The sequence below is a fragment of the Streptomyces alboniger genome, assembly GCF_008704395.1.
Lineage (GTDB): Bacteria > Actinomycetota > Actinomycetes > Streptomycetales > Streptomycetaceae > Streptomyces > Streptomyces alboniger.
Genome location: NZ_CP023695.1, coordinates 3,146,583 through 3,167,973, shown reverse-complemented (window position 1 = coordinate 3,167,973; position 21,391 = coordinate 3,146,583). Strand labels below are relative to the sequence as shown.

Annotated in this window: 19 protein-coding genes; 8 read left to right on the top strand and 11 right to left on the bottom strand. The window is 71.3% G+C overall.

Annotated features, from left to right (window positions below; genetic code table 11):
- Positions 1–22 precede the first annotated feature (22 nt).
- Positions 23–556, bottom strand: coding sequence for a CGNR zinc finger domain-containing protein (locus CP975_RS13875; RefSeq protein ID WP_055536054.1), 534 nt, complete (start codon positions 554–556; stop codon positions 23–25).
- Positions 557–647: 91 nt separating this feature from the next.
- Between CP975_RS13875 and CP975_RS13870 the strand changes: the two genes are divergently transcribed.
- Both CP975_RS13870 and CP975_RS13865 read left to right on the top strand, forming a co-directional pair.
- On the top strand, positions 648–1,010 hold the full coding sequence (locus CP975_RS13870; RefSeq protein ID WP_055536055.1) for a VOC family protein: 363 nt from the start codon (positions 648–650) through the stop codon (positions 1,008–1,010).
- A 59-nt stretch (positions 1,011–1,069) separates the two neighbouring features.
- On the top strand, positions 1,070–1,492 hold the full coding sequence (locus tag CP975_RS13865) for a VOC family protein (protein WP_055536056.1): 423 nt from the start codon (positions 1,070–1,072) through the stop codon (positions 1,490–1,492).
- Positions 1,493–1,509: 17 nt separating this feature from the next.
- Here CP975_RS13865 and CP975_RS13860 read toward each other — a convergent pair whose 3' ends face one another.
- Together CP975_RS13860 and CP975_RS13855 are read right to left on the bottom strand one after the other, a co-directional pair.
- Complete coding sequence (locus CP975_RS13860; protein WP_055536057.1) at positions 1,510–2,706, bottom strand: membrane dipeptidase; 1,197 nt, start codon at positions 2,704–2,706, stop codon at positions 1,510–1,512.
- Positions 2,707–2,831: 125 nt separating this feature from the next.
- Positions 2,832–4,175 carry an LCP family protein gene (locus CP975_RS13855; protein WP_150476933.1) on the bottom strand — a complete coding sequence of 448 codons (1,344 nt, stop codon included), beginning with the start codon at positions 4,173–4,175 and terminating at the stop codon, positions 2,832–2,834.
- Between the two features lie 129 nt (positions 4,176–4,304).
- On the opposite strand from CP975_RS13855, the gene CP975_RS13850 reads away from it, so the two are divergent.
- Positions 4,305–4,847 carry an acyl-CoA thioesterase gene (locus tag CP975_RS13850; RefSeq protein ID WP_055536059.1) on the top strand — a complete coding sequence of 181 codons (543 nt, stop codon included), beginning with the start codon at positions 4,305–4,307 and terminating at the stop codon, positions 4,845–4,847.
- Positions 4,848–4,853: 6 nt separating this feature from the next.
- Here CP975_RS13850 and CP975_RS13845 read toward each other — a convergent pair whose 3' ends face one another.
- Positions 4,854–6,338, bottom strand: a complete 1,485-nt coding sequence (locus CP975_RS13845) for an LCP family protein (protein WP_478492190.1) — start codon at positions 6,336–6,338, stop codon at positions 4,854–4,856.
- 151 nt (positions 6,339–6,489) lie between these two features.
- Between CP975_RS13845 and CP975_RS13840 the strand changes: the two genes are divergently transcribed.
- Positions 6,490–7,527, top strand: coding sequence for a glycosyltransferase family 2 protein (locus CP975_RS13840; protein WP_030793862.1), 1,038 nt, complete (start codon positions 6,490–6,492; stop codon positions 7,525–7,527).
- Positions 7,528–7,575: 48 nt separating this feature from the next.
- On the opposite strand, the gene CP975_RS13835 is transcribed toward CP975_RS13840, so the two are convergent.
- The 4 genes from CP975_RS13835 to CP975_RS13820 form a co-directional block, all read right to left on the bottom strand.
- Complete coding sequence (locus CP975_RS13835) at positions 7,576–9,291, bottom strand: LCP family protein (protein WP_055528732.1); 1,716 nt, start codon at positions 9,289–9,291, stop codon at positions 7,576–7,578.
- A gap of 100 nt (positions 9,292–9,391) precedes the next feature.
- Complete coding sequence (locus CP975_RS13830) at positions 9,392–11,146, bottom strand: LCP family protein (protein ID WP_150476930.1); 1,755 nt, start codon at positions 11,144–11,146, stop codon at positions 9,392–9,394.
- A 225-nt stretch (positions 11,147–11,371) separates the two neighbouring features.
- Positions 11,372–12,607, bottom strand: coding sequence for an LCP family protein (locus CP975_RS13825; protein ID WP_055528736.1), 1,236 nt, complete (start codon positions 12,605–12,607; stop codon positions 11,372–11,374).
- Between the two features lie 352 nt (positions 12,608–12,959).
- The gene (locus tag CP975_RS13820) at positions 12,960–13,712 is read right to left on the bottom strand and encodes a TIGR03089 family protein (protein ID WP_055528731.1); all 753 of its coding nucleotides are present in this window, start codon (positions 13,710–13,712) and stop codon (positions 12,960–12,962) included.
- 137 nt (positions 13,713–13,849) lie between these two features.
- On the opposite strand from CP975_RS13820, the gene CP975_RS13815 reads away from it, so the two are divergent.
- The 3 genes from CP975_RS13815 to CP975_RS13805 all read left to right on the top strand — a co-directional run bounded on the left by CP975_RS13815 (position 13,850) and on the right by CP975_RS13805 (position 17,468).
- Complete coding sequence (locus CP975_RS13815) at positions 13,850–15,244, top strand: peptidoglycan recognition protein family protein (RefSeq protein WP_246201500.1); 1,395 nt, start codon at positions 13,850–13,852, stop codon at positions 15,242–15,244.
- A gap of 96 nt (positions 15,245–15,340) precedes the next feature.
- A complete protein-coding gene (gene manB, locus CP975_RS13810) occupies positions 15,341–16,423 on the top strand; it encodes a mannose-1-phosphate guanylyltransferase (protein ID WP_055528729.1) in 1,083 nt (360 codons plus the stop codon).
- Positions 16,424–16,472: 49 nt separating this feature from the next.
- Positions 16,473–17,468, top strand: coding sequence for a DNA-3-methyladenine glycosylase family protein (locus tag CP975_RS13805; RefSeq protein WP_055528727.1), 996 nt, complete (start codon positions 16,473–16,475; stop codon positions 17,466–17,468).
- Between the two features lie 31 nt (positions 17,469–17,499).
- On the opposite strand, the gene CP975_RS13800 is transcribed toward CP975_RS13805, so the two are convergent.
- From CP975_RS13800 to CP975_RS13790, 3 genes are read right to left on the bottom strand one after another with little or no spacing between them, the layout of a single operon-like run.
- A complete protein-coding gene (locus CP975_RS13800; RefSeq protein ID WP_055528726.1) occupies positions 17,500–18,864 on the bottom strand; it encodes a coenzyme F420-0:L-glutamate ligase in 1,365 nt (454 codons plus the stop codon).
- Positions 18,861–19,817, bottom strand: a complete 957-nt coding sequence (cofD, locus tag CP975_RS13795) for a 2-phospho-L-lactate transferase (RefSeq protein WP_055528734.1) — start codon at positions 19,815–19,817, stop codon at positions 18,861–18,863. The genes CP975_RS13800 and cofD overlap by 4 nt, the downstream gene beginning before the upstream one ends.
- A 34-nt stretch (positions 19,818–19,851) precedes the next feature.
- Positions 19,852–20,367 (bottom strand): cysteine dioxygenase, encoded by a 516-nt coding sequence (locus CP975_RS13790; protein WP_055528725.1) that lies wholly within the window; start codon positions 20,365–20,367, stop codon positions 19,852–19,854.
- A gap of 648 nt (positions 20,368–21,015) precedes the next feature.
- Here CP975_RS13790 and CP975_RS13780 point away from each other — a divergent pair.
- On the top strand, positions 21,016–21,279 hold the full coding sequence (locus CP975_RS13780; protein WP_016642094.1) for a WhiB family transcriptional regulator: 264 nt from the start codon (positions 21,016–21,018) through the stop codon (positions 21,277–21,279).
- Positions 21,280–21,391: the final 112 nt, after the last annotated feature.

Genomic DNA, 21,391 nt, shown 5'->3' with positions numbered 1-21,391 from the left:
TCACTTCAGGGCGGGCGGATCCCTAGCCTGGCCTGTCCGGCGGGGACGACGCCGACTTCCGTGCGCGGTACGCCCGCATCTTGGCGCGGGCCCCGCACACCCCCATGTCGCACCACCGGCTCCGCCCGGCCGGGCTGCGGTCGTAGTAGGCCCAGCGGCAGGTCACCGCCTCGCACGCCTTGAGTCGCAGCCACGTACCGGAGACGAGCGCCTCGGCGATCGCCGAGGCCACCCGCGCGGTGAGGGCCGAACCGTCCGCGGGGGCGAGCGACGCCGCGCCGGACGCGCCGTCCACCTTCACCAACAGTGGCCCCGCCGCGAGGAGTTCGCTCAGCTCCCGCACCGGGGCGTGTGCCGGGTGCCCGGCGTGCGCGAGGCAGGCCGCCCGCAGGGACTCCCGGAGTTCGCGCGCCGCGGCCACGTCCCCCGGGGCGAGCCCGAAGGCGTTGCGCCCCTCCTCGGTGTCCAGGCGGTCGGCGCCCGACTCCAGGTCCAGTGAGTTCACCAGCTCCTGGATCAGTGCGAGCCCTCCCGGCGCGGGTGCTCTGTCGTTCATGGTTGCGACGTTACCTCTTCTGGGGGAGTATGAAGTAACCGTTACTGCCTGAAGCCTTCATGTGGTAATCCGTAGCTGACCTGGAGGAAACATGGCTTTCGCCAAGCTCGGTGCCGTCGTCCTGGACTGTCCCGACCCGCTCGCCCTCGCGGAGTTCTACGCCGCGGTCGTCGGCGGCACCCCCACCCCCGCCGACGAGGGCTGGGTCGACCTCGCCGGCCACGGCGGCACGCCGCTGGCCTTCCAGGAGGCCCCCGGGTTCGTACCGCCGAAGTGGCCCGCGCCCGACGGGTCGCAGCAGTTCCACCTGGATCTCACAGTGGAAGACATGGACGCCGCGGAGAAGCAGGCCCTGGCGCTCGGCGCGACGGTCCTGGACGCCGCCGACCGCGACCGCAACTGGCGGGTTTACGCCGATCCGGCAGGGCACCCGTTCTGCCTCTGCGCCTGCTGAGAAGGAGCCGCACTGCTGAGCAGGAACCGCACTGCTGAGACGGACGAGAAGGAGGAGTCATGACCGACCGCCACGACACCGATCCCACCCCTTCCACCGCCCCCATCGCACACCTGCGCAACGTCGTCTTCGACTGCCCGCACCCCCGTGAACTCGCGGAGTTCTACGCCGCGGTCATCGGCGGCACCATCGAGGGCGACGGCGACTGGGTCGACCTCGTGGCCCCCGGCCGCGTCAAGGTCTCGTTCCAGCGGGTGCCGGACCTGCGCCCGCCCGAGTGGCCGCGCGGCGACCTCAACGCCCAGCAGGTCCACCTGGACCTCGACGCGGGCCGCACCGACGAGGAGATCGACGCCGCCCAGGAGAAGGTGCTCGCACTCGGCGCGCGCCCCCTCGACCTGGACGACGACGGGGGCAAGCGCGACTTCCGCGTGTACGCCGACCCGGTCGGGCACCCGTTCTGCCTCTGCAAGATCCCCTGACCGAAGGCGGCCGAGGATCAGCCGTCCAGGTGCTCTATGGTCGCCGTCGACGCCGTCCTGCGCTCCCGCGCGGCCCGTGCCGTGAAGTCGGCGCCGCGCAGGGCGCGTTGGACGTTGCCCCAGGTGAGCAGCGCCACGTCGGCCTCGGACCAGTCGCGTTCGATGAGTTCGGCGATCAGCCGCGGATAGCAGGACGGGTCGACGAGGCCGTCCGGGTGCACGTCAGGAGTGTCGTACGTCCCCGAGAGCCCGACGCACTCCGGCCCCGCCACGCCGCGCACATGCTCGACGTGGTCCGCCACGTCGCGTACCGACGTACCGGTCCGCTCCGCGGCCAGCGGCACCATGCACAGGCCCTTGGCGGCGCCCACCTCGGCGAGCACCTCGTCCGAGAGGTTGTCCGGGTGGTCGTGCACGGCGCGGGCCCCGGAGCGGGTGAAGATCACCGGCGCCTTGGAGATGGCGAGCACCCGTCGCACCGTCGCCTCGGAGGCGCCGGACAGGTCCGCGAGGACCCCGAGCCGGTTCATCTCCCGCACGACCTCCTCGCCGAACGCGCTCAGCCCGGCCGTGCCCGCCCAGGACGTGCCGCAGAGGGTGACCGCGCACACGCCCAGGCTGTGCAGTGCGCGCAGCGTGCCGAGCGAGTCGCCGAGCGCGGCGCCGCGGGCGGGGCCGATCAGCGTGGCGATGCGGCCGCAGTTGCGGGCGTCGGTGGCCTCCGAGGCGTCACGGGCCAGCCGCAGCCCCTCGGAGTGGGCGCCGACGACGTGCTTCACGAGGTCGATCTGTTCCAGCGTCGCCCGCACGACCCGGTCGGCGCTCAGCCACTCGGGCACGTGTACGGACCAGAACTGCGCTCCGACCCGCCCCGCGCGCAGCCTCGGCAGGTCGCTCTCCAGGCCGCTGTCGCCCGTCTCGAAGTCGTACCAGGGCAGGTCGCGCAGCGCTCCCGGCAGACCGCTGTATCCGTCGGCGACGGGATGCGCGGCGAGCACGGCACGGGCCCGCGCGAGCGGGTCGTCGGCCGGTACCGACGCGGGACCCGGCTCAAGCTCCGACTCAGGATCGGACTCGGCGTCGGGGTCGAGCCCGGGCTCCCGTTCATCGACTGGCTCGGGACGCGGCTCGGCATGCGGGTCGGGTGGGGCGGGGGGCTGGTCGAGCTTCCCCGCTTCGGCGGTGGCGTTGATCTCGTCCTGTAGGTCTGCCATGGCAGGGCTCCGGACATCGGCGGTGGCGGCAGTTCGCACCACCGTGGCATGCCGGAGCCGTGGGTTCGCGCCAGGCGGGCCGTTCGGGGTACGCCGATGCGCCGCACGTCCGCCAAGGGGCCCGCTCAGCCGCCCTGGACCGTCACCTTCTCGTCGCTGTTGAGCTGATTGACGAGCTGCTTGACCTTGGCCTTGTCCCACAGGACGTTGCCGCCCGCCATACCGGCGATCGGGATGTTCATGGACTTGCCGTCGCCGCCCGTGACGCCCTTCATCGCCCAGAACATGGAGGCCACGTCCGTCAGGCCCATGTCCTTGTCGACGACCAGGGTGTCCAGGCCCGCGCCCATCGTCGGGTAGAGCTTGAACGGGTTCATGACCGTGCCGGGCGTCGCCGCCTGGTTGGCGAGGGACGCGAGGAACTTCTGCTGGTTCTTCGTGCGGTCCAGGTCGCTGCTGAAGGCGTGCCGGGTGCGGACGAAGGCGAGGGCGTCCTGCCCGTCGAGCGTCTGCTTGCCGGCCTTGAAGTCGGCGCCCGAGTACTTGTCCTTGAAGGCCTTGGGGATGTCCATCTCCACGCCGCCGACCGCGTCCACGATCTTGGCGAAGCCGCCGAAGCCGATCTCGGCGTAGTGGTCGATGCGCAGGCCGGTGTTGTACTCGACGGTCCGCACGAGCAGCTCGGGGCCGTCCTCCGCGTACGCGGCGTTCAGCTTCACCTGGCGGCCCTGGTTCGGGTAGAGCTTGCCGGACTCGGCGCCCTTGAAGGACGGGATCGTCACGTTCGAGTCGCGGGGCAGCGAGATCATCGTGTTCCCGCCGTCGTCCGCGACGTGCAGGATCATCATCGAGTCGGTGCGCTTGCCCTCGGCGGAGCCCGTGTGGAGCTTCTTCTTCTCCTCGTCGGACATGCCCTCGCGGCTGTCCGAGCCGACGATCAGGTAGTTCGTGCCCGCGCCGCCCTCGGGCCGCTCGATGACCTTGGAGAGGTCGACCTCGCGCTTGAGCTTGCCGTCGGCCCAGAAGTACGTCGCGACCGTCGTCACGAGCAGCACGCTCACCAGGGTGATCGAGCCGATCTTGATGCGGCGCCGCCAGTCCGGCGCGGGACGCCCGGCGCGCGGCGGCCGGCCCGCGCCGCCCTGGCCGCCCCCGCCGGCGGGCTGGCCGTAGACCTGGCCGGTGTTGTAGCCGCTGTCGTAGCTCTGGCCGTACGCGTCGCGGCGCGGGGTGCGGGGCTCGAAGACCTCGTCGCGGGCGTCGCCGTACGGCTGCCCGTTCCCGTACGCGTCGTCGTACCCGTCGTCGTACGAAGGCTGCTGCGGGACGTTGCCCGGCGGCGGCCCCGCGGGGCGGGCGGGCCCCCCGCGCTGGACGTGCCGCATCACGCGGGCGCCGTCGGGCTGGGGGTTCCCGCTGCCGCGGCCGTAACCACGGCCGCCCGCCTGATCGTCTGGCCAATCGCTCATGTGGCCCAGTGTGCTATGCCGGACGGGGCGGCATACAGGGCGGTCGGGAATTCGGGCCAGGGCTGTTGCAGAGCTGATGCAAAACGGCCGGGGAGGGCTCGCTCAAAGGTCCGACATAAGGTGGAGGGCATGACAGATCACGCCCCCATAGGGACCGGGAACGAGCTTCCCGGCAAGCCGACCGCGGCCTCGCGCACCACGTTGAGCACCATCATGACCGCGGGTGACACCAACCTTCTCGGGACGGTGCACGGCGGTGTGGTCATGAAGCTGGTGGACGACGCGGCCGGGGCTGTGGCGGGGCGGCATTCGGGCGGGCCGGCGGTCACGGCGTCCATGGACGAGATGGTGTTCCTGGAGCCGGTCCGCGTCGGTGATCTCGTCCACGTGCACGCGCAGTGCAATTGGACGGGGCGCACGTCTATGGAGATCGGCGTACGCGTGATGGCCGAGCGCTGGAACGAGTCGACGCCGGCGCAGCAGGTCGGCTCGGCCTACCTCGTCTTCGCGGCCGTCGACGCGGACGGCAAGCCCCGCACGGTCCCGCCGGTCGTCCCGGACTCGGAACGGAACGAGCGGCGGTTCAAGGAAGCGCAGATTCGCCGTACGCATCGACTGGCCCGTCGCCGAGCCATCAAGGAACTGCGGGCGCAGCAGCCGAGTGAGGACTGACGGCGGCTACGGACAGACCACCTGATCCCCCGTGACCGCTCCGAACTCCCCTTGCAGCTCGTCCTCCGCCCGCACCGGCCGCACCGCCTTGAAGTCCGTCCCCGCGACGACCTTCAGCGTCGGCCCGAGCCGGTCGACCTTGCGCATCTCGCAGCCCGGCAGGGCGGTCGCGAGGGAGGTCGCGGAGCGGTCCCAGCGCGGGTCGTAGGCGACGACGGTCCGGGGCGCCGGGGCCCGCTGGGCGTTCGGCACGTCCGTCGGCAGGCCCGTCGTGCGGAACCCGGTGGCCCGCAGCTCCGCGTCCACGCGCTTGCCGAGCCCCGGCGTCCCCGTGCCGTTCTCCACCTGCACCCGGATCTGCTGCGGCGAGACGTCCACCAGCGTGTACTTGGATTTGACGCGGTGCGACGCCAGCGGCCGGTCCTCGCGCAGGGCCTTGAAGAGCTTCGCGGACTTCTCCGGATGCCACTTCAGCGTCGAGCCGATGCCCGGCAGGACCTGGCCCGTCTCGCTCAGCGGCACGGTCGTGAACTCCGACGACGACGGCGAGAAGCCCCGCATCGCCCGCCCGAGGTCCAGCATGTCGCTCGTCCCGAAGCCCTTGTCCGCCCGGACCGAGCCGAGCAGCGTCAGTGTCACGTCGCGGAACTTGACCGGGTTCAGCAGGACTCCGCTGCTGGTCGCCTTCGCGATGAGCGCCGCGAGGAACCGCTGCTGGCGCTGCATCCGGCCGAGGTCGGACGCCCCGTCGACATACCGCGAACGTACGTACTGAAGCGCCTCGCCGCCGTTCATGGCGTGCGTGCCGACCGCCAGGTTGAGGCCCGTGTGCGAGTCCCTCAGCGGCTTGGCCGTGCAGATCTCGACGCCGCCGAGCACGTCGACGGTCTTGATGAAGCTGGTGAAGTCGACCTCCAGATAGTGGTCGATCTTGACCTTCGTCATGTGCTCGACGGTCCGGACCGTGAGGTTCGGCCCGCCCTCCGCGTACGCCGCGTTGATCTTGTTGGGGTGCGCCCGGTGCTGCTTGCCGCTGGTCTGGTCGGTGTGGGCGGGCAGATCGGCGTACGAGTCCCGCGGCAGGCTCACGACGCTGGCGCGGTCCCTGTCCTCCGAGATGTGCACGATCATGATCGTGTCCGTGCAGTGGCAGGGCGCGCCGCCGAGGCGGTACTTCTGCTTGTCCTCGGGGGTGATCCTGTCGCGGCCGTCGGTGCCGACGAGCAGGACGTTCATGCCGTTGCCCGACGCCGGCCGGTTCTTCATGTCCTTGAAGGCGTCGACCCGCTTGATGCCGGTGTCGAGGCTGGTCACCACGGTGTGCCCGATCCCGGCCGCCGCGAGCACCGTCACGGAGCACGTGATCGCCACCCGCATCGCCCAGCGCGGCCGCCGCTTGCCCCGCCCTGCGGACCGGCGTGCGGGCGGCCTGCGGCCCTGCGGGTGCGGGCGGCGCGGCGGGGGAGCGGGGTAGCGGGGCGGTGTGGGCACGTGGGGGACACCTCCGCGGAGACGGGCTGTGGCTGGGGGTGGGCGGCGGCCTGGGGGACCCGAGAAACGTAAGCCCATACGAAATGCGGCCCGGGGTAGCGACCCGGACGGCGCGCGCCCGTGTCCCCCATTCGCGGTAACGTGACGCGTGATGAACGCGAAGTCTGAGGCGCAGCCGCCCGCCGTATCCGTGATCATGCCCGTCCTCAACGAGGAGCGGCATCTGCGCGAGGCCGTCCACGCGATCCTGCGTCAGGAGTACGCGGGTGAGATGGAGGTCGTCGTCGCGCTCGGCCCCTCCACCGACCGCACGGACGAGATCGCCGCGGAGCTGGTCAGGGAAGACCCGAGGGTGCACACGGTCCCGAACCCGACGGGACGTACGCCGGCGGCACTGAACGCCGCGATCAAGGCCTCCCGTCACCCGATCGTGGTCCGCGTGGACGGCCACGCCGCGCTCTCGCCGGGTTACATCACCACCGCCGTCCGCCTCCTGGAGGAGACCGGCGCGATGAACGTCGGCGGCATCATGCACGCCGAGGGCCAGAACGACTGGGAGCACGCGGTCGCCGCCGCCATGACGTCGAAGATCGGCGTGGGCAACGCCGCCTTCCATACCGGCGGCGAGGCCCAGCAGGCCGAGACGGTCTATCTGGGCGTCTTCCGCCGTGAGGCCCTGGAGCAGCAGGGCGGCTACAACGAGGAGTTCATCCGCGCCCAGGACTGGGAGCTGAACTTCCGCATCCGCGAGGCCGGCGGCCTGATCTGGTTCTCGCCCGACCTGCTGGTCTCCTACCGCCCGCGGCCGAGCGTGAAGGCGCTCGCCAAGCAGTACAAGGACTACGGCCGCTGGCGCCACGTCGTCGCCCGCTACCACGCGGGCTCCATCAACCTCCGCTATCTCGCGCCGCCGACCGCGCTCTGCGCGATCGCGGCCGGCGTCGTGGTGGGCGCGGCGCTCACGCCGTGGGGCTTCGTGATCCCCGGCGGCTATCTCGCGGCCATCGCGGCCGGGTCCGTCCCCGCGGGTAAGGGCCTGCCGCTGAAGGCGCGCCTCCAGATCCCGGTGGCGCTGGCGACCATGCACATGTCGTGGGGCTGGGGCTTCCTCACCAGCCCGCGCTCGCTGGCCAGGAAGGTCATCGCCTCGCGCCGCCCGGCGGTCCTCGGGGAGACCCAGCAGGCCTGAACGGCCCCTCGCGTGCGCGGGGGGCCACCCTCGGGGGCCGGCGGGGGGCTACCAGGTGAAGTCCGGGTCCACCTTCATGCAGGCCTTCTTGTCGGAGCCGCTGAGCGCGTCCGCCGAGTCCGGCGTCCTGTCGTCCTTCTTCGACGGCTTCGGCGGGGCGTCGCCCTCGCGCCAGTCGGCGCCGACGACGAGCGTCACCCCGGAGACGTCCGTGGACTTCTTCACGGAACTGAGCGGCAGCTTCAGCGCCTTGGCGATCCGCTGGGCGTCGCCCTCGAGCTCGGCGCTGGGGTAGCGGATGACGGTCTTGCCCTCGGTCAGCACCGTCGTCGTGTCCGCCGTCGCCTTCGTGAAGCCCTTGCCGGTGAGGAGCTGCGCCACCGTGTTGGCCCGGCCGGAGGTCGGGGGTTCCGTGGCGGTCCGCGTGCCGTTCTGGACCTGGACGGCGATCTGGTCGTCGGCGGCCGCCGGATCGTCCGAGAGCTTCTCCTTCGCGGGCTTCTTCCTGCCCTTTCCGTCCAGCGGGATGTCGTCGCGTACGAGGCGGAAGAGCTGCTCGGCGTCGCCGGGCTTGGGGATGACGCGGGCGCCCACGTACTCGAACGGCATGGTCGTCATCGTCGTACGGCTCGGCGGGACCTTCTTGAGCTCGTTGCCCAGGTCGTACAGCTTCTTGATGGTGCCGAGGCCGTCGTCGACCTTCAGCGCGTCCGTCGCCTCCTCGGCGAGCTTGCGCAGCTGGTTGGGGCTGGTCAGGCCGGTGTTCTCGCGGAGCTTGCGGACCAGCGCGTTCATGTACATGTGCTGCGCCTTGGCGCGGCTGATGTCGGTGCCGCCCTCGAAGCCGTAGCGGGTGCGCAGCCACTGGAGGGCCTGCTCGCCCTTGACCTCCGTGGTGCCCTTCTTCAGCTTCAGGCCCGAGCCGTGGCCCTGGCTGTCGCGCGAGTGGATGTTCTTGTCCACGCAGACCGGTACGCCGCCGATGGCGTCCGCCATGGAGACCACACCCGAGAAGTCGACCATCATGAAGTGGTCGATGTGGATGTTGGTGAGCTTCTCCCAGGTCGCGACCGTGCAGCCGGGGCCGCCGCGGCCCAGGGACTCGTTGGTCATGTACCGCGGGCCGGTCTCGGGGTAGACCCTGCCGTCGTCGGGGTCCGTGCACTTGGGGATCTGGAGCAGCGTGTCGCGCGGCATGCTGACGACCGACATGTTGGAGCGGTCGGCCGAGAGGTGCAGCAGCATCTGGACGTCCGCGAGCGGCGGCGAGCCGAAGGTGTTCTTGGCGCCGCCGAGCTTCTGGTTCTCCTTGGAGTCCCGCGCGTCCGACCCGATGAGCAGGATGTTCAGCGGCGTCTGTCCCGCGGCGTTGGGCGTGGGCTCGGGGGCCCGGTGCTCGCCGAGGTTCAGGTCGTCCGTCTCCAGATTGCCGTTGAGGTGCTGGTAGTACAGGTATCCGGCGCCGGCCGTGCCAAGTATCAGTACGGACAGGATCGTCGCCGACCAGCGCAGGACGCGGCGCTTGCGGCGCGGCGGCCGTGCGCCACCGCCGCCCGAGCCGCGCTTGCGCCGGTGGCCGGGGGGCCGTCCACCGTCCTTGGGGGGCGTGCCTGCGCTGCCCGAGGGCTCCCCGGAGCGCGCGTCGTCCTGGCGCGAGCGGCCCCGGCGCGGGCCGCCGTCGTGCGGGCCGTCGTCCCAGCCGTGATCACTTGCGTGCGGGGCGCGTTGTCGCGCCCCCTCCTTACGCACGCTGTTCTGCCTCATCCCCAGCCCCTCCCCGCCCCATTCCCGAACCGCGGCCGCTCCGCGACGCCTTGGAGTCTTGTCCTTGGCGCGTTGTTAGACGCAGAACGACCGCTTCAGGTCACTTGGCACACACAGTCTTGTCGGCTTCGACTTTCTGGATCCCCTCCGGCGCCTTCTTCGGCGGGGCGATGGGCACGCCCGCGCCCTTGAAGTCGCCGCCGAGCGTCAGCTTCATGGCAGGGAGTCCCTGTGCGTTCTTCTCGCTCTTGCCCGGTTTCAGGGCGGAGGCGGGCAGCCCCATGATGTCGGCGAGCCGACGGGCCTGGTCCGCCTGGGCCGGTCCGTACTCCAGCGTCGTCTTCTTGATGACCGAGGGCGCGTTCCCCAGTTGGGTGGACTTGAGCACGCCCTCATTGTTCTGTAGCCACGTGAGAGTTGTCTGAGCGGCGCCGGTCTTGCCACTGCCGTTGTAGATGTCGACCCGCACCTCGGAGGCGTCGGCCTTGGGACCCTTGAGGCGGGCGGCCACCGCGGCCTTCTCCCGCTTCTGCTTCTTCTTCACCTCGGTCAGCGACTGGTCGGCGCGCAGCATCGCGAAGAGCGGGTCCGCCTTGGGCGGGTCGGGCACGACCGTGATGGGGGTCTTCTCGGCGGGGTTGTCCTTGACCGGCAGCGTGGCGAAGCTCAGGTTCTTCATGTCGAGCTTGCCCAGCTCCATGCCGAGGTCACGGAGCTTCATGATGTCCCCGATCGTGGAGTCGACGGTGAGTGCCTTGGTGCCGGCCTCCGCCAGGGAGAACATCTTCGTCGGGTTGGTGAGGGTGTCGCTCGACTTCAGCTTGCGCATCAGCGCGCTGAGGAACTGCTGCTGGAGCGCGATGCGGCTCAAGTCGCCGCCGTTGCCCACCGTGTGCCGGGTGCGCACGAACGCGAGCGCCTTCTCGCCCTCGATCGTGTGCGTGCCCTTGGACAGCTTCAGATGCGACTTGGGGTCGTCGATGTCCTTGGCGAGGCAGACCTCCACACCGCCGACCGCGCTGGAGAGCGTCTTGACCGCGTTGAAGTCGGCCACCATGAAGTGGTCGAGCTTTATCCCGGTGATCTTCGTGACCGTGCGCATCGTGCAGCTCGGCGTCCGCTCGTTCTGGCCGAGGCTTTCGTTGAAGCGGACGTTCGTCGAGCCCGGGATGGTCTTCTTGCTGCCGTCCTTCATGGTGGTGGGGCAGTCCGGAATGTCCGTGATCATGTCGCGCGGGATGCTCAACGCCGTCGCGTTCGTACGGTCCTTGGAGACATGCAGCAGGATCGTGGTGTCCGCGTGGCCGAGGCTGCCCTCGTCGCCGTACCCCTTGTTGCCGCTGCCGCTGCGCTTGTCGGTGCCGACCACCAGGATGTTGATGGCCCGGTCCTTGCTGAAGCCGCCGGTGCCCGCGCCGTCGTCGTTGATCGACGTGATGTTGTCGTTGAGGTGCTGGTAGTAGAGATAGCCACCGACGCAGCCCGTGACCAGCAGGAACGCCAGCGAGCCGCCGGTCCACACCAGGACCTTCTTGCCCTTGGACTTCTTCGGCCGCTGCTTGCGCCTGCCGCCGCCGGCGGCCGGCTCCGGCTCCTTGACGCGGCGCCTGCGCTGCCCGGGCACCTCGCGGCGCTCGTCGCGCTCGCCCTGTCGCGGGCGTTCGCGGTCGCGGCCCGGCGTGGGGCGGCCTCGCCCACCCTGACGGGGAGCTGCCCTACGGGGTCCTGGCACCGTCGACTGTCCTTGCCCTGCGGAGGGGCTCAGTCGCAGTTCGTAGTCACCGGTGTCCGGGTTGAGCACCCACTGGTCTGCGGGATCGATGTTCTCCGCCCGCCCACGGCCTTGCGCGTCCACGGTTGTTTGCGTCCTCCGTCGGGGCCACGCGGCGCCTTACCCCCTCAAGAAGGCGCTCGGTCAGTCGTTCCAGCGGTGCGTGGCCGAGAGGGCCCGGCGCACCGGATCGCTCACACTATCCGCCCAGTTCAGCGCCGGACGACGCCGGTGACAAATTCCACTCCCCTACAACTGGGCAATCCGCCCTATTTCTTAGTCGAAAGCGGCCTTGCCTTGAAGATCGTTTTACTCGCAGGCGGTCTCCGCCGCCGTGTTGCCCCGGAATGTCGGCGCGGGTGACGGCGTATGCGAGGGGTCGTCGGGTTTCCCGTCGCTGCTCGCCTGTTCCTGGCTCGGCGCCGGTTTCCGGGGCTTTTCCGGGACCACCGAGACGGGGCTGTCGGTGCGAAGGCGCGTGAAGAGCTGTTCCGCCGCCGGTTCGACCAGCTCGTCGCGGTTGGCGTCGTAGGTGTACGACTGCCGGGGGACGGTGAGGAACTGCACCCGTTCCGTGGGGATATTGCGCATGCCGCGCACCAGTTCGTACAGGCCGCGCAGGCTCGCGATGGCGGGGTCGGTCGTCAGCGAGGACGTCGCCGCGTCCAGTACGGGGTAGAGCTTCGCCGGGTTCAGCAGGACGTCATTGCTCTGCACCTTGTTGACGAGCGCGCCGAGGAACTCCTGCTGGCGGTCCATCCGCTCGGTGTCGCTGCCGTTGCCGAGGCTCTTGCGGGCGCGTACGTAACCGAGCGCCTGTTCGCCGTCGAGGGTCCGCAGCCCAGGGGCGAGCCGTACGTGGGCGTCGTCGTCGTCGATCGGGGCCTTGAGGCACACCTCCACCCCGTCGACCGCGTCGACCATGTCCTTGAACCCCGCGAAGTCCACGACCATGTGGTGGTCGACGCGGATTCCGGTGAGCTTCTCGACGGTACGGATCGTGCAGGCCGTCCCGCCGAACTCGAACGCCCAGTTGAACTGTGCGAACTGGGCCCGCGTCCGCGAGCCGTCCGGCCTGCGGCAGCCGGGAATGTCCACCATCAGGTCACGGGGGATCGACACGGCGGTCGCGCTCTGCCGGTCGGCGGCCAGGTGCAGCAGGATCGTGGTGTCCGAGCGCTGGGTGCCGGGGTCCCTGCCGTACTTGCGGTTGGCCGGTCCCGCGCGGGTGTCGGAGCCGATGAGCAGGATGTTCTGCGCGTCGTGCACCAGCGGGGTCGGCCGCTCCTTCTCGTAGCGCGAGAGCTCGGCGGCGGCGTCGGTGTCCTTGGTGATGTTGCCGCTGAGCTTCTGGTACGCGGCCCATCCCGCGCCGCCCGCGGCGAGCACCACCACGGCGACCCCGATCGCCAGCCCGCGCAGCCAACGCCGCCTGCGACGCACGGCACCCACCCCACTGGGGCTCGCGCCCATCCCGGGCCCGTACGCACCCTTCGGCCCCGGATCCTCATCCGGCCCGGAAGGCGCCCCAGCGGTCTCGGTCACGTGAGCGTCCACCCCTCATGGCTGCGTCGGTGCGTTCATACGTCCCTTACGACCATGGCCCGCCACGCCGCGAGGGGCCTCTGGACCAGCACCGCACGTAGGCCGAACGGGCGACGTACGCATAGGGGGCGCCCCGCAGGGGGCGCGGGGAACGGCGCGCTCAGCCACGAGGGAGCCGCACGCGATGTGCGGCGGAGAGCAAGCGCCCTGTAGGGGCGCGGGGAACTGCGCGCCAAGCCACGACGCACGCACGCGATGTGCGGCCGGGGAGGCGCCCCTCAGGGGCGCGGGGAACTGCGCGACAAGCCCAAACGGCCCCGCACCTGAAATCCCCCGCCGCCCGCCGCGAGGCCTACCGCACGGTGACGGACACCCGCTCCTCCACGACCCGCTTCTCCAGGCCCTCCTCGCCAAGCCGCTCAAGATGCCGGCACAGCACCACGGACCCGCCCACCGCCAGCGCCCCGTACAGACCGTGGCTCAGGCCCTCCCAGGCCTCGTACGACTGCCCCGAGAGGACCCGGGACCCCGCCTCCACGCCCAGTCGCGCGGCATCGGCGCGGGCCCGCTCCACCACCTCCGAGCCCGTCAGCTCCTCGCCGCCGACCACGAGGGCGGGCTCGTCCGGATCCACCGGCGCGTACGGAGCGAACTGATCCCCCTGACCGGGCACCTCGACGGCGTAGTCGGCGAAGCCGTCCGGCGTCTGAGGGAAGCGCCCCCCGAGCGGCCGCAGCGCGAGCGCGACCCGCTCCCCGGAGCACGCGCGCGCCGCGTCGAGCGTGTCCGGCCCGCTGACGACGAGGTCCGCCGACGCGGGGTCGCCGCCCACGTCCGCCACCACACCCACCGACGAACAGGCGAGCAGCCACACGGCCGTCTGCCAGTGCGCGGGCAACAGCAGCACGGCCCGGTCGCCGGGCTCGGCGGAGAGATCGCCCTGGAGCAGATTGGCGGTCTTGGCCACCCAATTGGCGAAGGTGGCGACGGACAATTCCACGCGTTCACCCGTGGCGTCGTCGTAGAAGGTCACCAGGGGACGGCCGGGATCCGAGGCGAGCGCGGATCGCAGCAGGTCGGCAGGGGTGCGGTCGTTGGCGTTCACGGGCGCAAGCGTACGCGGGCACCCGCGCGCCCCCCGGCGTGGCGGGGAAGCGCGGGCCACCGATCGAACGCGCCGGGCCGACGGTCCGTCAATTCCCCAATGGACAGATACGTTCCGCTATGCCGACCATCAGACGTATGCGTGGATTCCTTACTTCCTCGATCGGCGTCACCTGCGCGGCCGCTCTGGCCCTGCCCCTCACCCTGCCGTCGTCCACAGCCCGGGCCGCACCCCCCGGAGTGAAGACGGCCTCCAGCGCGAAGGAGGCTCCCGTCGCCGCGGCGGCTCCCGGCGCGGAGGGGATCCCCGGCAGCACCCAGTCGCTGCCGCTCGCCCCCCTCGGCTCCGACCGCTCCGCCGGCCCCGCGGAGCGCGAACAGGGCCTGACCCGGCGCGACGTCCGCCCCTTCTCGCTGGTGGGCGTCGTCTGGGACGACCCGGCCGACGAACTGCACGGCACCGTCCAGGTCCGCACCCGCGCGAGCGGCACCAGCACCTGGTCCGGCTGGCAGCACGTCGAGACGCACAACCACGAACACGCGGCCGACCCGGGGACCCTGGAACGCGGCACCGGCAAGGTCCGCGGCTCCACGGCGCCGCTGTGGGTCGGCGACTCCGACGGCGTGGAGATCCGCGTACGCGCGGAGGCCGACCGCCACGCCGACCGCGCCCCCACCGGCTCCCTGCTCCCCAAGGGCCTGCGCCTCGAACTCGTCGACCCGGGCGACGAGCCCCCGCCGCGCGGCGGCCCGGCCGAGGTGCCGCGCGCCACCGCCATGACCGCCGAGGCCGCCGCGGCCTCGGCCGTCAACGCGGAGCTGGCCCCGCTCGACGCCGCCGTGATCCCGGCGCTGACCAAGCGCCGGACGGAGGCGGACCTGATCGCCGCCCGCGGCGGCTCCGAGGCCGTCGGCAAGGCGCGGCCCTACATCGGCCCGCGCCCGCGCATCATCACGCGCAAGGGCTGGGGCGCCGACGAGCGGATCCGCGAGCGGAACTTCGCGTACACGAAGACCGTGAAGGCCGCTTTCGTGCACCACAGCGCGTCCGGCAACAACTACCGCTGCTCACAGTCGGGATCCGTACTGCGCAGCATCTACCGCTACCACGTGAGAAGCAGCGGCTGGCGTGACTTCGGGTACAACTTCGCGGTCGACAGGTGCGGAAACATCTACGAAGGACGTGCCGGAGGTGTGGCCAAGCCGGTCCTCGGGGCCCACACTCGCGGTTTCAACGCGAAGAGCATGGGCATTGCCGTCCTCGGCACGTACAGCCGCGCCACCCCGCCGAAGGCCGCCGTGAACGCCATCGCCCGGCTCACCGCGTGGAAGCTCGGCCTGTACGGCGCCAACCCGCGCGGTACTACCTACCTGAAGTCCGGCGGCGGCAACCTGTACAAGAAAGGCAGGAACGTCCGGCTGAGGGTGATCTCGGGGCACCGTGACGGATTCGCCACCGAGTGCCCCGGCAGCCGCCTGTACAACAAGCTCGGCAAGGCCCGGTCCTCGTCGGCCCGCATGCAGGGCCGCTGAGCCCTGGTCGCACTGCACGATCTGCAAACCCGTCTGCATACACTGGCCGGCCGAAACTCAAGTTCGGCCGGCCCCAGCAGGAAGCAGAGACGACAGGTGACAGAAGCGATCCTCCTGGTCGGCGGCAAGGGAACCCGGCTGCGACCGCTCACGGTCCACACCCCCAAGCCGATGGTTCCGGCGGCGGGCGTCCCGTTCCTCACCCACCAGCTGGCGCGGGCCCGCGCGGCGGGCGTGGAACACATCGTCCTCGCCACCTCCTACCTTGCCGAGGTCTTCGAGCCGTACTTCGGCGACGGCTCGGCCCTCGGCCTCCACATCGAGTACGTCACCGAGACCGAGCCCCTGGGCACGGGCGGCGCCATCCGCAATGTGGCGTCGCACCTGCGTTCGGGCCCCGACGATCCCGTCCTGATCTTCAACGGCGACATCCTCACCGGCCTGGACATCCGCGCCCTGGTCGACACCCACCGGACGTCCGGCGCCGATGTCTCGCTGCACCTGACCCGGGTCGAGGACCCGAGGGCGTTCGGCCTCGTCCCCACCGACGCGACCGGCCGGGTCACCGCCTTCCTGGAGAAGCCGCAGACCCCCGAGGAGATCGTCACCGACCAGATCAACGCGGGCGCGTACGTCTTCCGCCGCTCGGTCATCGACACGATCCCCGCGGGCCGCCCGGTCTCGGTCGAACGCGAGACGTTCCCCGATCTGCTCTCCTCGGGGGCCCACCTCCAGGGCATGGTCGACTCGACGTACTGGCTCGACCTGGGCACGCCCCAGGCGTTCGTCCGCGGCTCGGCGGACCTCGTCCTCGGCCGTGCGCCCTCCCCGGCGGTCCCGGGGCGCCGCGGCGAGGGCCTGGCCCTGCCCACCGCCTCCGTCGCGCCGGGCGCCAAGCTCACCGGCGGCACGGTCGTCGGCGAGAACGCCCGTATCGGAGAGGGCGCGCGGATCTCCGGCAGCACGGTCCTGGCCGGCGCGGTCGTCGAACCGGGCGCGGTGATCACCGACTCGTTCGTCGGCTCGGGCGCCCGCGTCGGGGCCCGTGCGGTGCTCTCGGGCGCGGTGATCGGCGACGGCGCGAGCGTCGGCGCCGACAACGAACTGCGCGAAGGCGCACGCGTCTGGTGCGGGGCCACGCTCCCGCCGGGCGCCATCCGCTTCTCCTCGGACCAGTGAGAGCCGCTGAGCGCCCCGGCGAGGACGGCCGTCGCCTACCCTCATAGAGATGTCGTCCCGTTTCGCCCCGCGCCCCACTCGCACCACTGTGCGCGGTGGCGAAACCGCCGTACCCGCGGGCGTCCCCCGCCAGGCCACGGCGGTCCGCACCCGTACGTGGAAGCCGCCGTTCCCGCTGGATCTCGGCGTGACCGTCGGCCCCCTGCGGCGCGGCCCCGCGGACCCCACCTTCCGTACGACCCCGGACGGCTCGGTCTGGCGTGCGAGCCGCACACCGGAGGGCCCCGGCACCCTCCGCCTGGCGCTGCGCTCCGGCACGGTGGAGGCGGAGGCCTGGGGCCCCGGAGCCGACTGGTTCCTCGACCGCCTCCCGACGCTCCTCGGCGCGTCGGACGACCCCTCGGCCTTCGTACCCCGCCACCGCCTCGTCGCCGCGACGGCCCGCCGCCGCCCGGGGCTGCGCCTGACGCGCACGGGCCTGGTCCTTGAGTCCCTGATCCCGTCGATCCTGGAACAGAAGGTCACGGTGGACGAGGCCTACCGCGCCTGGCGCCTCCTGGTCCGCGGCCACGGCGAGCCGGCCCCCGGCCCCACTCCGAACCTGTACGTGATGCCGGACCCCCGCACCTGGTCCCTGATCCCCTCCTGGGAGTGGCACAAGGCGGGCGTGGACAACAAGCGCGCGTCGACGATCCTGCGCGCGGCGAAGGTGGCCGCCCGTCTGGAGGAGGCGGCGGCGATGGAGCCCGTGCAAGCCCGGGCCCGCCTCGAACTGATTCCCGGCATCGGCCCCTGGACCTCGGCGGAGACCGTCCAGCGCAGCAACGGCGCCCCGGACGCGGTCACGGTCGGCGACCTCCACCTCCCCGGCATCGTCGGCCACGCCCTGGCGAACGACCGCGAGGCGGACGACGAGGCGATGCTGAGCCTCCTGACCCCCTACGAGGGCCAGCGCCACCGCGCCACCCGCCTGATCCTCCTGAGCGGCCACACACCACCGCGCAGAGCCCCGCGCATGCGCAGAACAGACATCGCCCTACTCTGACCAGGCGCGTCGAGAAGGCGACCCCGCCCCCTCACCGGACGGTGACAAAGCCCTCCACATCCCGCACGCCCCGAGCGGGAGGCGAAACCGCCGGATGCCCCACAGCCACCGCCCCCATGGGATCCCACTCCCGCGGCAGTCCGAGAACGTCCCGCACGACATCGCGGCAGAACATCGTCGACGAGACCCACGCGGAGCCGAGCCGCTCCCCGGCCAGAGCGACCAGGAAGTTCTGCACACCGGCGCCCGCCGCGACCACGAACATCTCCCGCTCGGCCCCGTCCCGCCGCTCGTCCCCGTACGTATGGGCCCCGTCCATCACCAGGCAAGGCACCACCAGATAGGGCGCGTCGCGCAACACGTCCCCCCGCCGCACCCGCTTGGCGACGGCCTCCTCCGATTTTCCGTCCCGCCGCAGATCCGCGACCCACGCGTCCCGCATGGCGTCCAGCAGTTCGACCCGCGCCTCCGCGGACTCCAGCAGGACGAACCGCCACGGAGTCGTGTGATGGGGCGCGGGCGCGGTGACCGCCGCGGCGACGGCACGCCGCACGGCCCCGGGGTCGACCTCCTCGTCCGTGAACTCCCGCACGGTCCGCCGCAGCGCCACGGCCTCCCGCACCGCCTCGGACGTCCCGAGCCGGAACATGTCGTCCCGCGCCCCGCGCACCAGCGCCCGAGCCCCTACGTCCGTAAAGTCACCGGAGCCGTCGGAGCCGTCGGAGCCGTCGGAGCCGCCGGAGCCGCCGCCCACCACATGGGCGAGCCCCCGCACCACCGCGACCGGCAGCCCCGCGGCCTTCCCCTTGACGAGATCTCCCGCGGCGGCCAGCTCATCGGCCGTGGCGACGACAGTCGCGCTCAGCGGATTGCCGTACGCGTCGACACCGCCCCGCAGATCGTCCAGCACCCGCACGCCGGCCGCCCCGATGGCCACATCGGTGAGCCCGGCCCGCCAGGGCCGCCCGAAGGTGTCGGTGACGATGACCCCCACCTCGACCCCCAGCGCGTCCCGCACCCCGTCCCGCACGGCACGCGCCGAGGCGTCGGGGTCCGACGGGAGCAGCAGCACCGTCCCGGAGGGCGTGTTCGACGCGTCGACCCCGGCCGCGGCCATCACGAGGCCCTGCCGGTTCTCGACGATCCGCAGGGTCCCGCGCCGCGCGACGACCCGTACGGTCTCCGCGTCGATGGCCGCCTCGCGGTCGTGCGCCTCGACGATCCGCCCCTCGGCCTTGCTGACGATCTTGGACGTGACGAGCAGGACGTCCCCGTCGGCGAGGCCCGGCTCGGCGGCGGCGATCAGCTTGGCGAGGTCGTCGCCCTCCCGCACCTCGGGCAGTCCGGGGACGGCCCACACCCGGAAGGACGGGCCCGTGCCGTCCGGCGAGGTCACGCCCGCACCTCCGAGGCCAGCGCCAGCGCCTGCCGCGCCATCTCCGCCGCCGCGTCGACGTCGGTCATCATCAGCGGGATGGCCCGGCAGCGGATGCCGGCGCTCTCCACGCGCTCCACCACGCCCGCGTCGACGCTGTCGACCAGCCATCCGTCGAGCAGTCCGCTGCCGTAGTGCTCGGCGACGGCGGCGGCGCTGGTCTCCACGCCGACGGCGGCGAGCACCTTGTCGGCCATGCCCCGGACGGGTGCGTCGCCGACGATGGGGGAGAGCCCGACCACCGGCACGTCCGCGTCGGCGATCGCCTCGCGGATGCCGGGCACGGCGAGGATGGTGCCGACGCTCACCACGGGGTTGGACGGCGGGAAGAGGACGACGTCGGCCTCGGCGATGGCTTCGAGGACGCCGGGCGCGGGCTTGGCCTGCTCGGCGCCGACGGGCACGATCGCGTGCGCGTCCACGGAGGCGCGCAGCCGGACCCAGTACTCCTGGAAGTGCACGGCTTTCTGCTCACCGTCGACCGTGACGGCCACGTGCGTCTCGACGCGGTCGTCGGACATGGGGATGAGCCGCACCCCGGGCTGCCAGCGCTCGCAGAGCGCCTGGGTGACGGCGCTGAGCGGATAGCCGGCGCCCAGCATCTGCGTCCGCACGATGTGCGTGGCGAAGTCCCGGTCGCCGAGCCCGAACCACTCGGGCCCGACGCCGTAGGCCGCGAGCTCTTCCTTGACCTTGAACGTCTCGTCCGTACGCCCCCAGCCCTGCTCCTCGTTGATGCCGCCGCCGAGCGTGTACATCACGGTGTCCAGGTCGGGGCAGACCTTCAGCCCGAACAGGTGAATGTCGTCACCGGTGTTGCCGATGACCGTGATGTCCGCGTCGGGCGCGGCCTTCTTGAGCCCGCGGAGGAAACGGGCGCCGCCGATGCCGCCGGCCAGAACCACAATGCGCATGGTCCCCAGCATGTCAGGCGGGTACGACAGTGCGTCAGGCGGTTACGACATCCTCCGCGACGCCGTCCGCGACGGTGGCCGCGCACCGGGCGGCGTGCATCGGCATCTCGGTCAGGCCGGGGTAGTAGACGTGCAGGCTGACGGCCGGTTCGAGGGAGTCGTTGACGACCTCGTGGACGTACCCCGGCGCGAAGACGCGCTGCGCGCCCGCAGTGAGAGCCCGCGTGCCCCGCTCGGTGCGTTCGGTCAACTCGCCCTCCAGGAGGGTGAGCACGCCGGAGGAGCGGCCGTGGTCGTGCAGTCCGCTGCCCTGCCCGGGCACCCAGGAGAGCAGCCAGACCTCGTAGCCGGGTCCGGTGCGCAGGCGGTGGTACCAGCGGCTGGTGGTGTCGTACTGGACGAGGTGCTCCCACTGGGAGCGGTCGGCGGCGATGGCGCGGGCGAGGCCGACGAACTCGGCCACGGTGGCGGGGTGCTCGCGGGCGGGCTGGAGGAGGTGCGGGACTTCGAGGATGTCGCCGGCGATCTGGAGGTCGCTGTCGCTGTTCATCGTGCGGTGGTTCCTCAACGTAAGAGTGCTGGGGTGTCGCGAGGGATGGGTGGAGCGCGGGAACGCGGAGAAAGCGGAGAAAGACGGGTCAGGCGGCGATGCGTGATGCGGGGAAGCGTGACGCGGGGAAAGCGGCTCGACAGCTGGATGGACTCAACAGCTGGAGCAGGAACAGCAACAGCGCGCGTGGGCAGCACCGATGGACCCGCTGGTGCGGGTCATCGAAAGAGCCAGGTTCGCGAGCATGCCCACCAGAACACCTGCTTACACCTTCACTGTCAACTCAATGTCCGAAATGTGGGATAGCTTTCACCTCATCCGGTTGTTCGGGCAGGCGAAAGGTTTGTGCACCGGGTTCACGGGACACATGGCGCAGCAACCGGCACTCAAACATCGACGTCCTTCCCGGTGTGGCCCCTTCCGGAGCCTCCTGGAGGGGAGTGCCGGCGGGTCGCCGATGGGTGTCATGGTTTATGCCGATTTGAACACTTTCCGCATAGCCTTGGTTCCGCAGAGTGAATAAGGGGCCCAATAGCAGATCTCGGCTTGACTGGCCCGGATCGGCGCACTTGTAATTTCACTCGTGTCGTTCAGCCGAAACCGGTAACGGCAGCACCACGGGGACGCACAGACAGACGAGGGGCGCAGATGACCGAGCTGGTTCAGGAACTGCTGGTCGAGGACGCGGACGAGGAACTCGGCTGGCAGGAGCGCGCGCTGTGCGCCCAGACCGACCCCGAGTCCTTCTTCCCCGAGAAGGGCGGCTCCACGCGCGAGGCCAAGAAGGTCTGCCTCGCCTGTGAGGTCCGCTCCGAATGCCTCGAATACGCGCTCGCCAATGACGAACGCTTCGGAATCTGGGGCGGCCTGTCGGAGCGTGAGCGCCGACGACTGAAGAAGGCAGCGGTGTGAACGGAAGCGCATCCGCGCAGGTGCCGCCGCAATTCGGCACACATCTCCCCCAATCAATGCGCGACGAACGGCCCGTCGCCCGTGGGTCATCCACAGGCGGCGGGCCGTCCTG

Bases quoted from the DNA above. Each gene is read 5' to 3' on its own strand.
- CP975_RS13835 (WP_055528732.1), bottom strand. From the start codon at position 9,291: ATGAGGCAGAACAGCGTGCGTAAGGAGGGGGCGCGACAACGCGCCCCG.
- CP975_RS13855 (WP_150476933.1), bottom strand. From the start codon at position 4,175: ATGAGCGATTGGCCAGACGATCAGGCGGGCGGCCGTGGTTACGGCCGC.
- CP975_RS13840 (WP_030793862.1), top strand. From the start codon at position 6,490: ATGAACGCGAAGTCTGAGGCGCAGCCGCCCGCCGTATCCGTGATCATG.
- CP975_RS13790 (WP_055528725.1), bottom strand. From the start codon at position 20,367: ATGAACAGCGACAGCGACCTCCAGATCGCCGGCGACATCCTCGAAGTC.
- CP975_RS13805 (WP_055528727.1), top strand. From the start codon at position 16,473: ATGTCGTCCCGTTTCGCCCCGCGCCCCACTCGCACCACTGTGCGCGGT.
- CP975_RS13870 (WP_055536055.1), top strand. From the start codon at position 648: ATGGCTTTCGCCAAGCTCGGTGCCGTCGTCCTGGACTGTCCCGACCCG.
- CP975_RS13815 (WP_246201500.1), top strand. From the start codon at position 13,850: ATGCGTGGATTCCTTACTTCCTCGATCGGCGTCACCTGCGCGGCCGCT.
- CP975_RS13860 (WP_055536057.1), bottom strand. From the start codon at position 2,706: ATGGCAGACCTACAGGACGAGATCAACGCCACCGCCGAAGCGGGGAAG.
- CP975_RS13875 (WP_055536054.1), bottom strand. From the start codon at position 556: ATGAACGACAGAGCACCCGCGCCGGGAGGGCTCGCACTGATCCAGGAG.
- CP975_RS13865 (WP_055536056.1), top strand. From the start codon at position 1,070: ATGACCGACCGCCACGACACCGATCCCACCCCTTCCACCGCCCCCATC.
- CP975_RS13780 (WP_016642094.1), top strand. From the start codon at position 21,016: ATGACCGAGCTGGTTCAGGAACTGCTGGTCGAGGACGCGGACGAGGAA.
- cofD (WP_055528734.1), bottom strand. From the start codon at position 19,817: ATGCGCATTGTGGTTCTGGCCGGCGGCATCGGCGGCGCCCGTTTCCTC.
- CP975_RS13850 (WP_055536059.1), top strand. From the start codon at position 4,305: ATGACAGATCACGCCCCCATAGGGACCGGGAACGAGCTTCCCGGCAAG.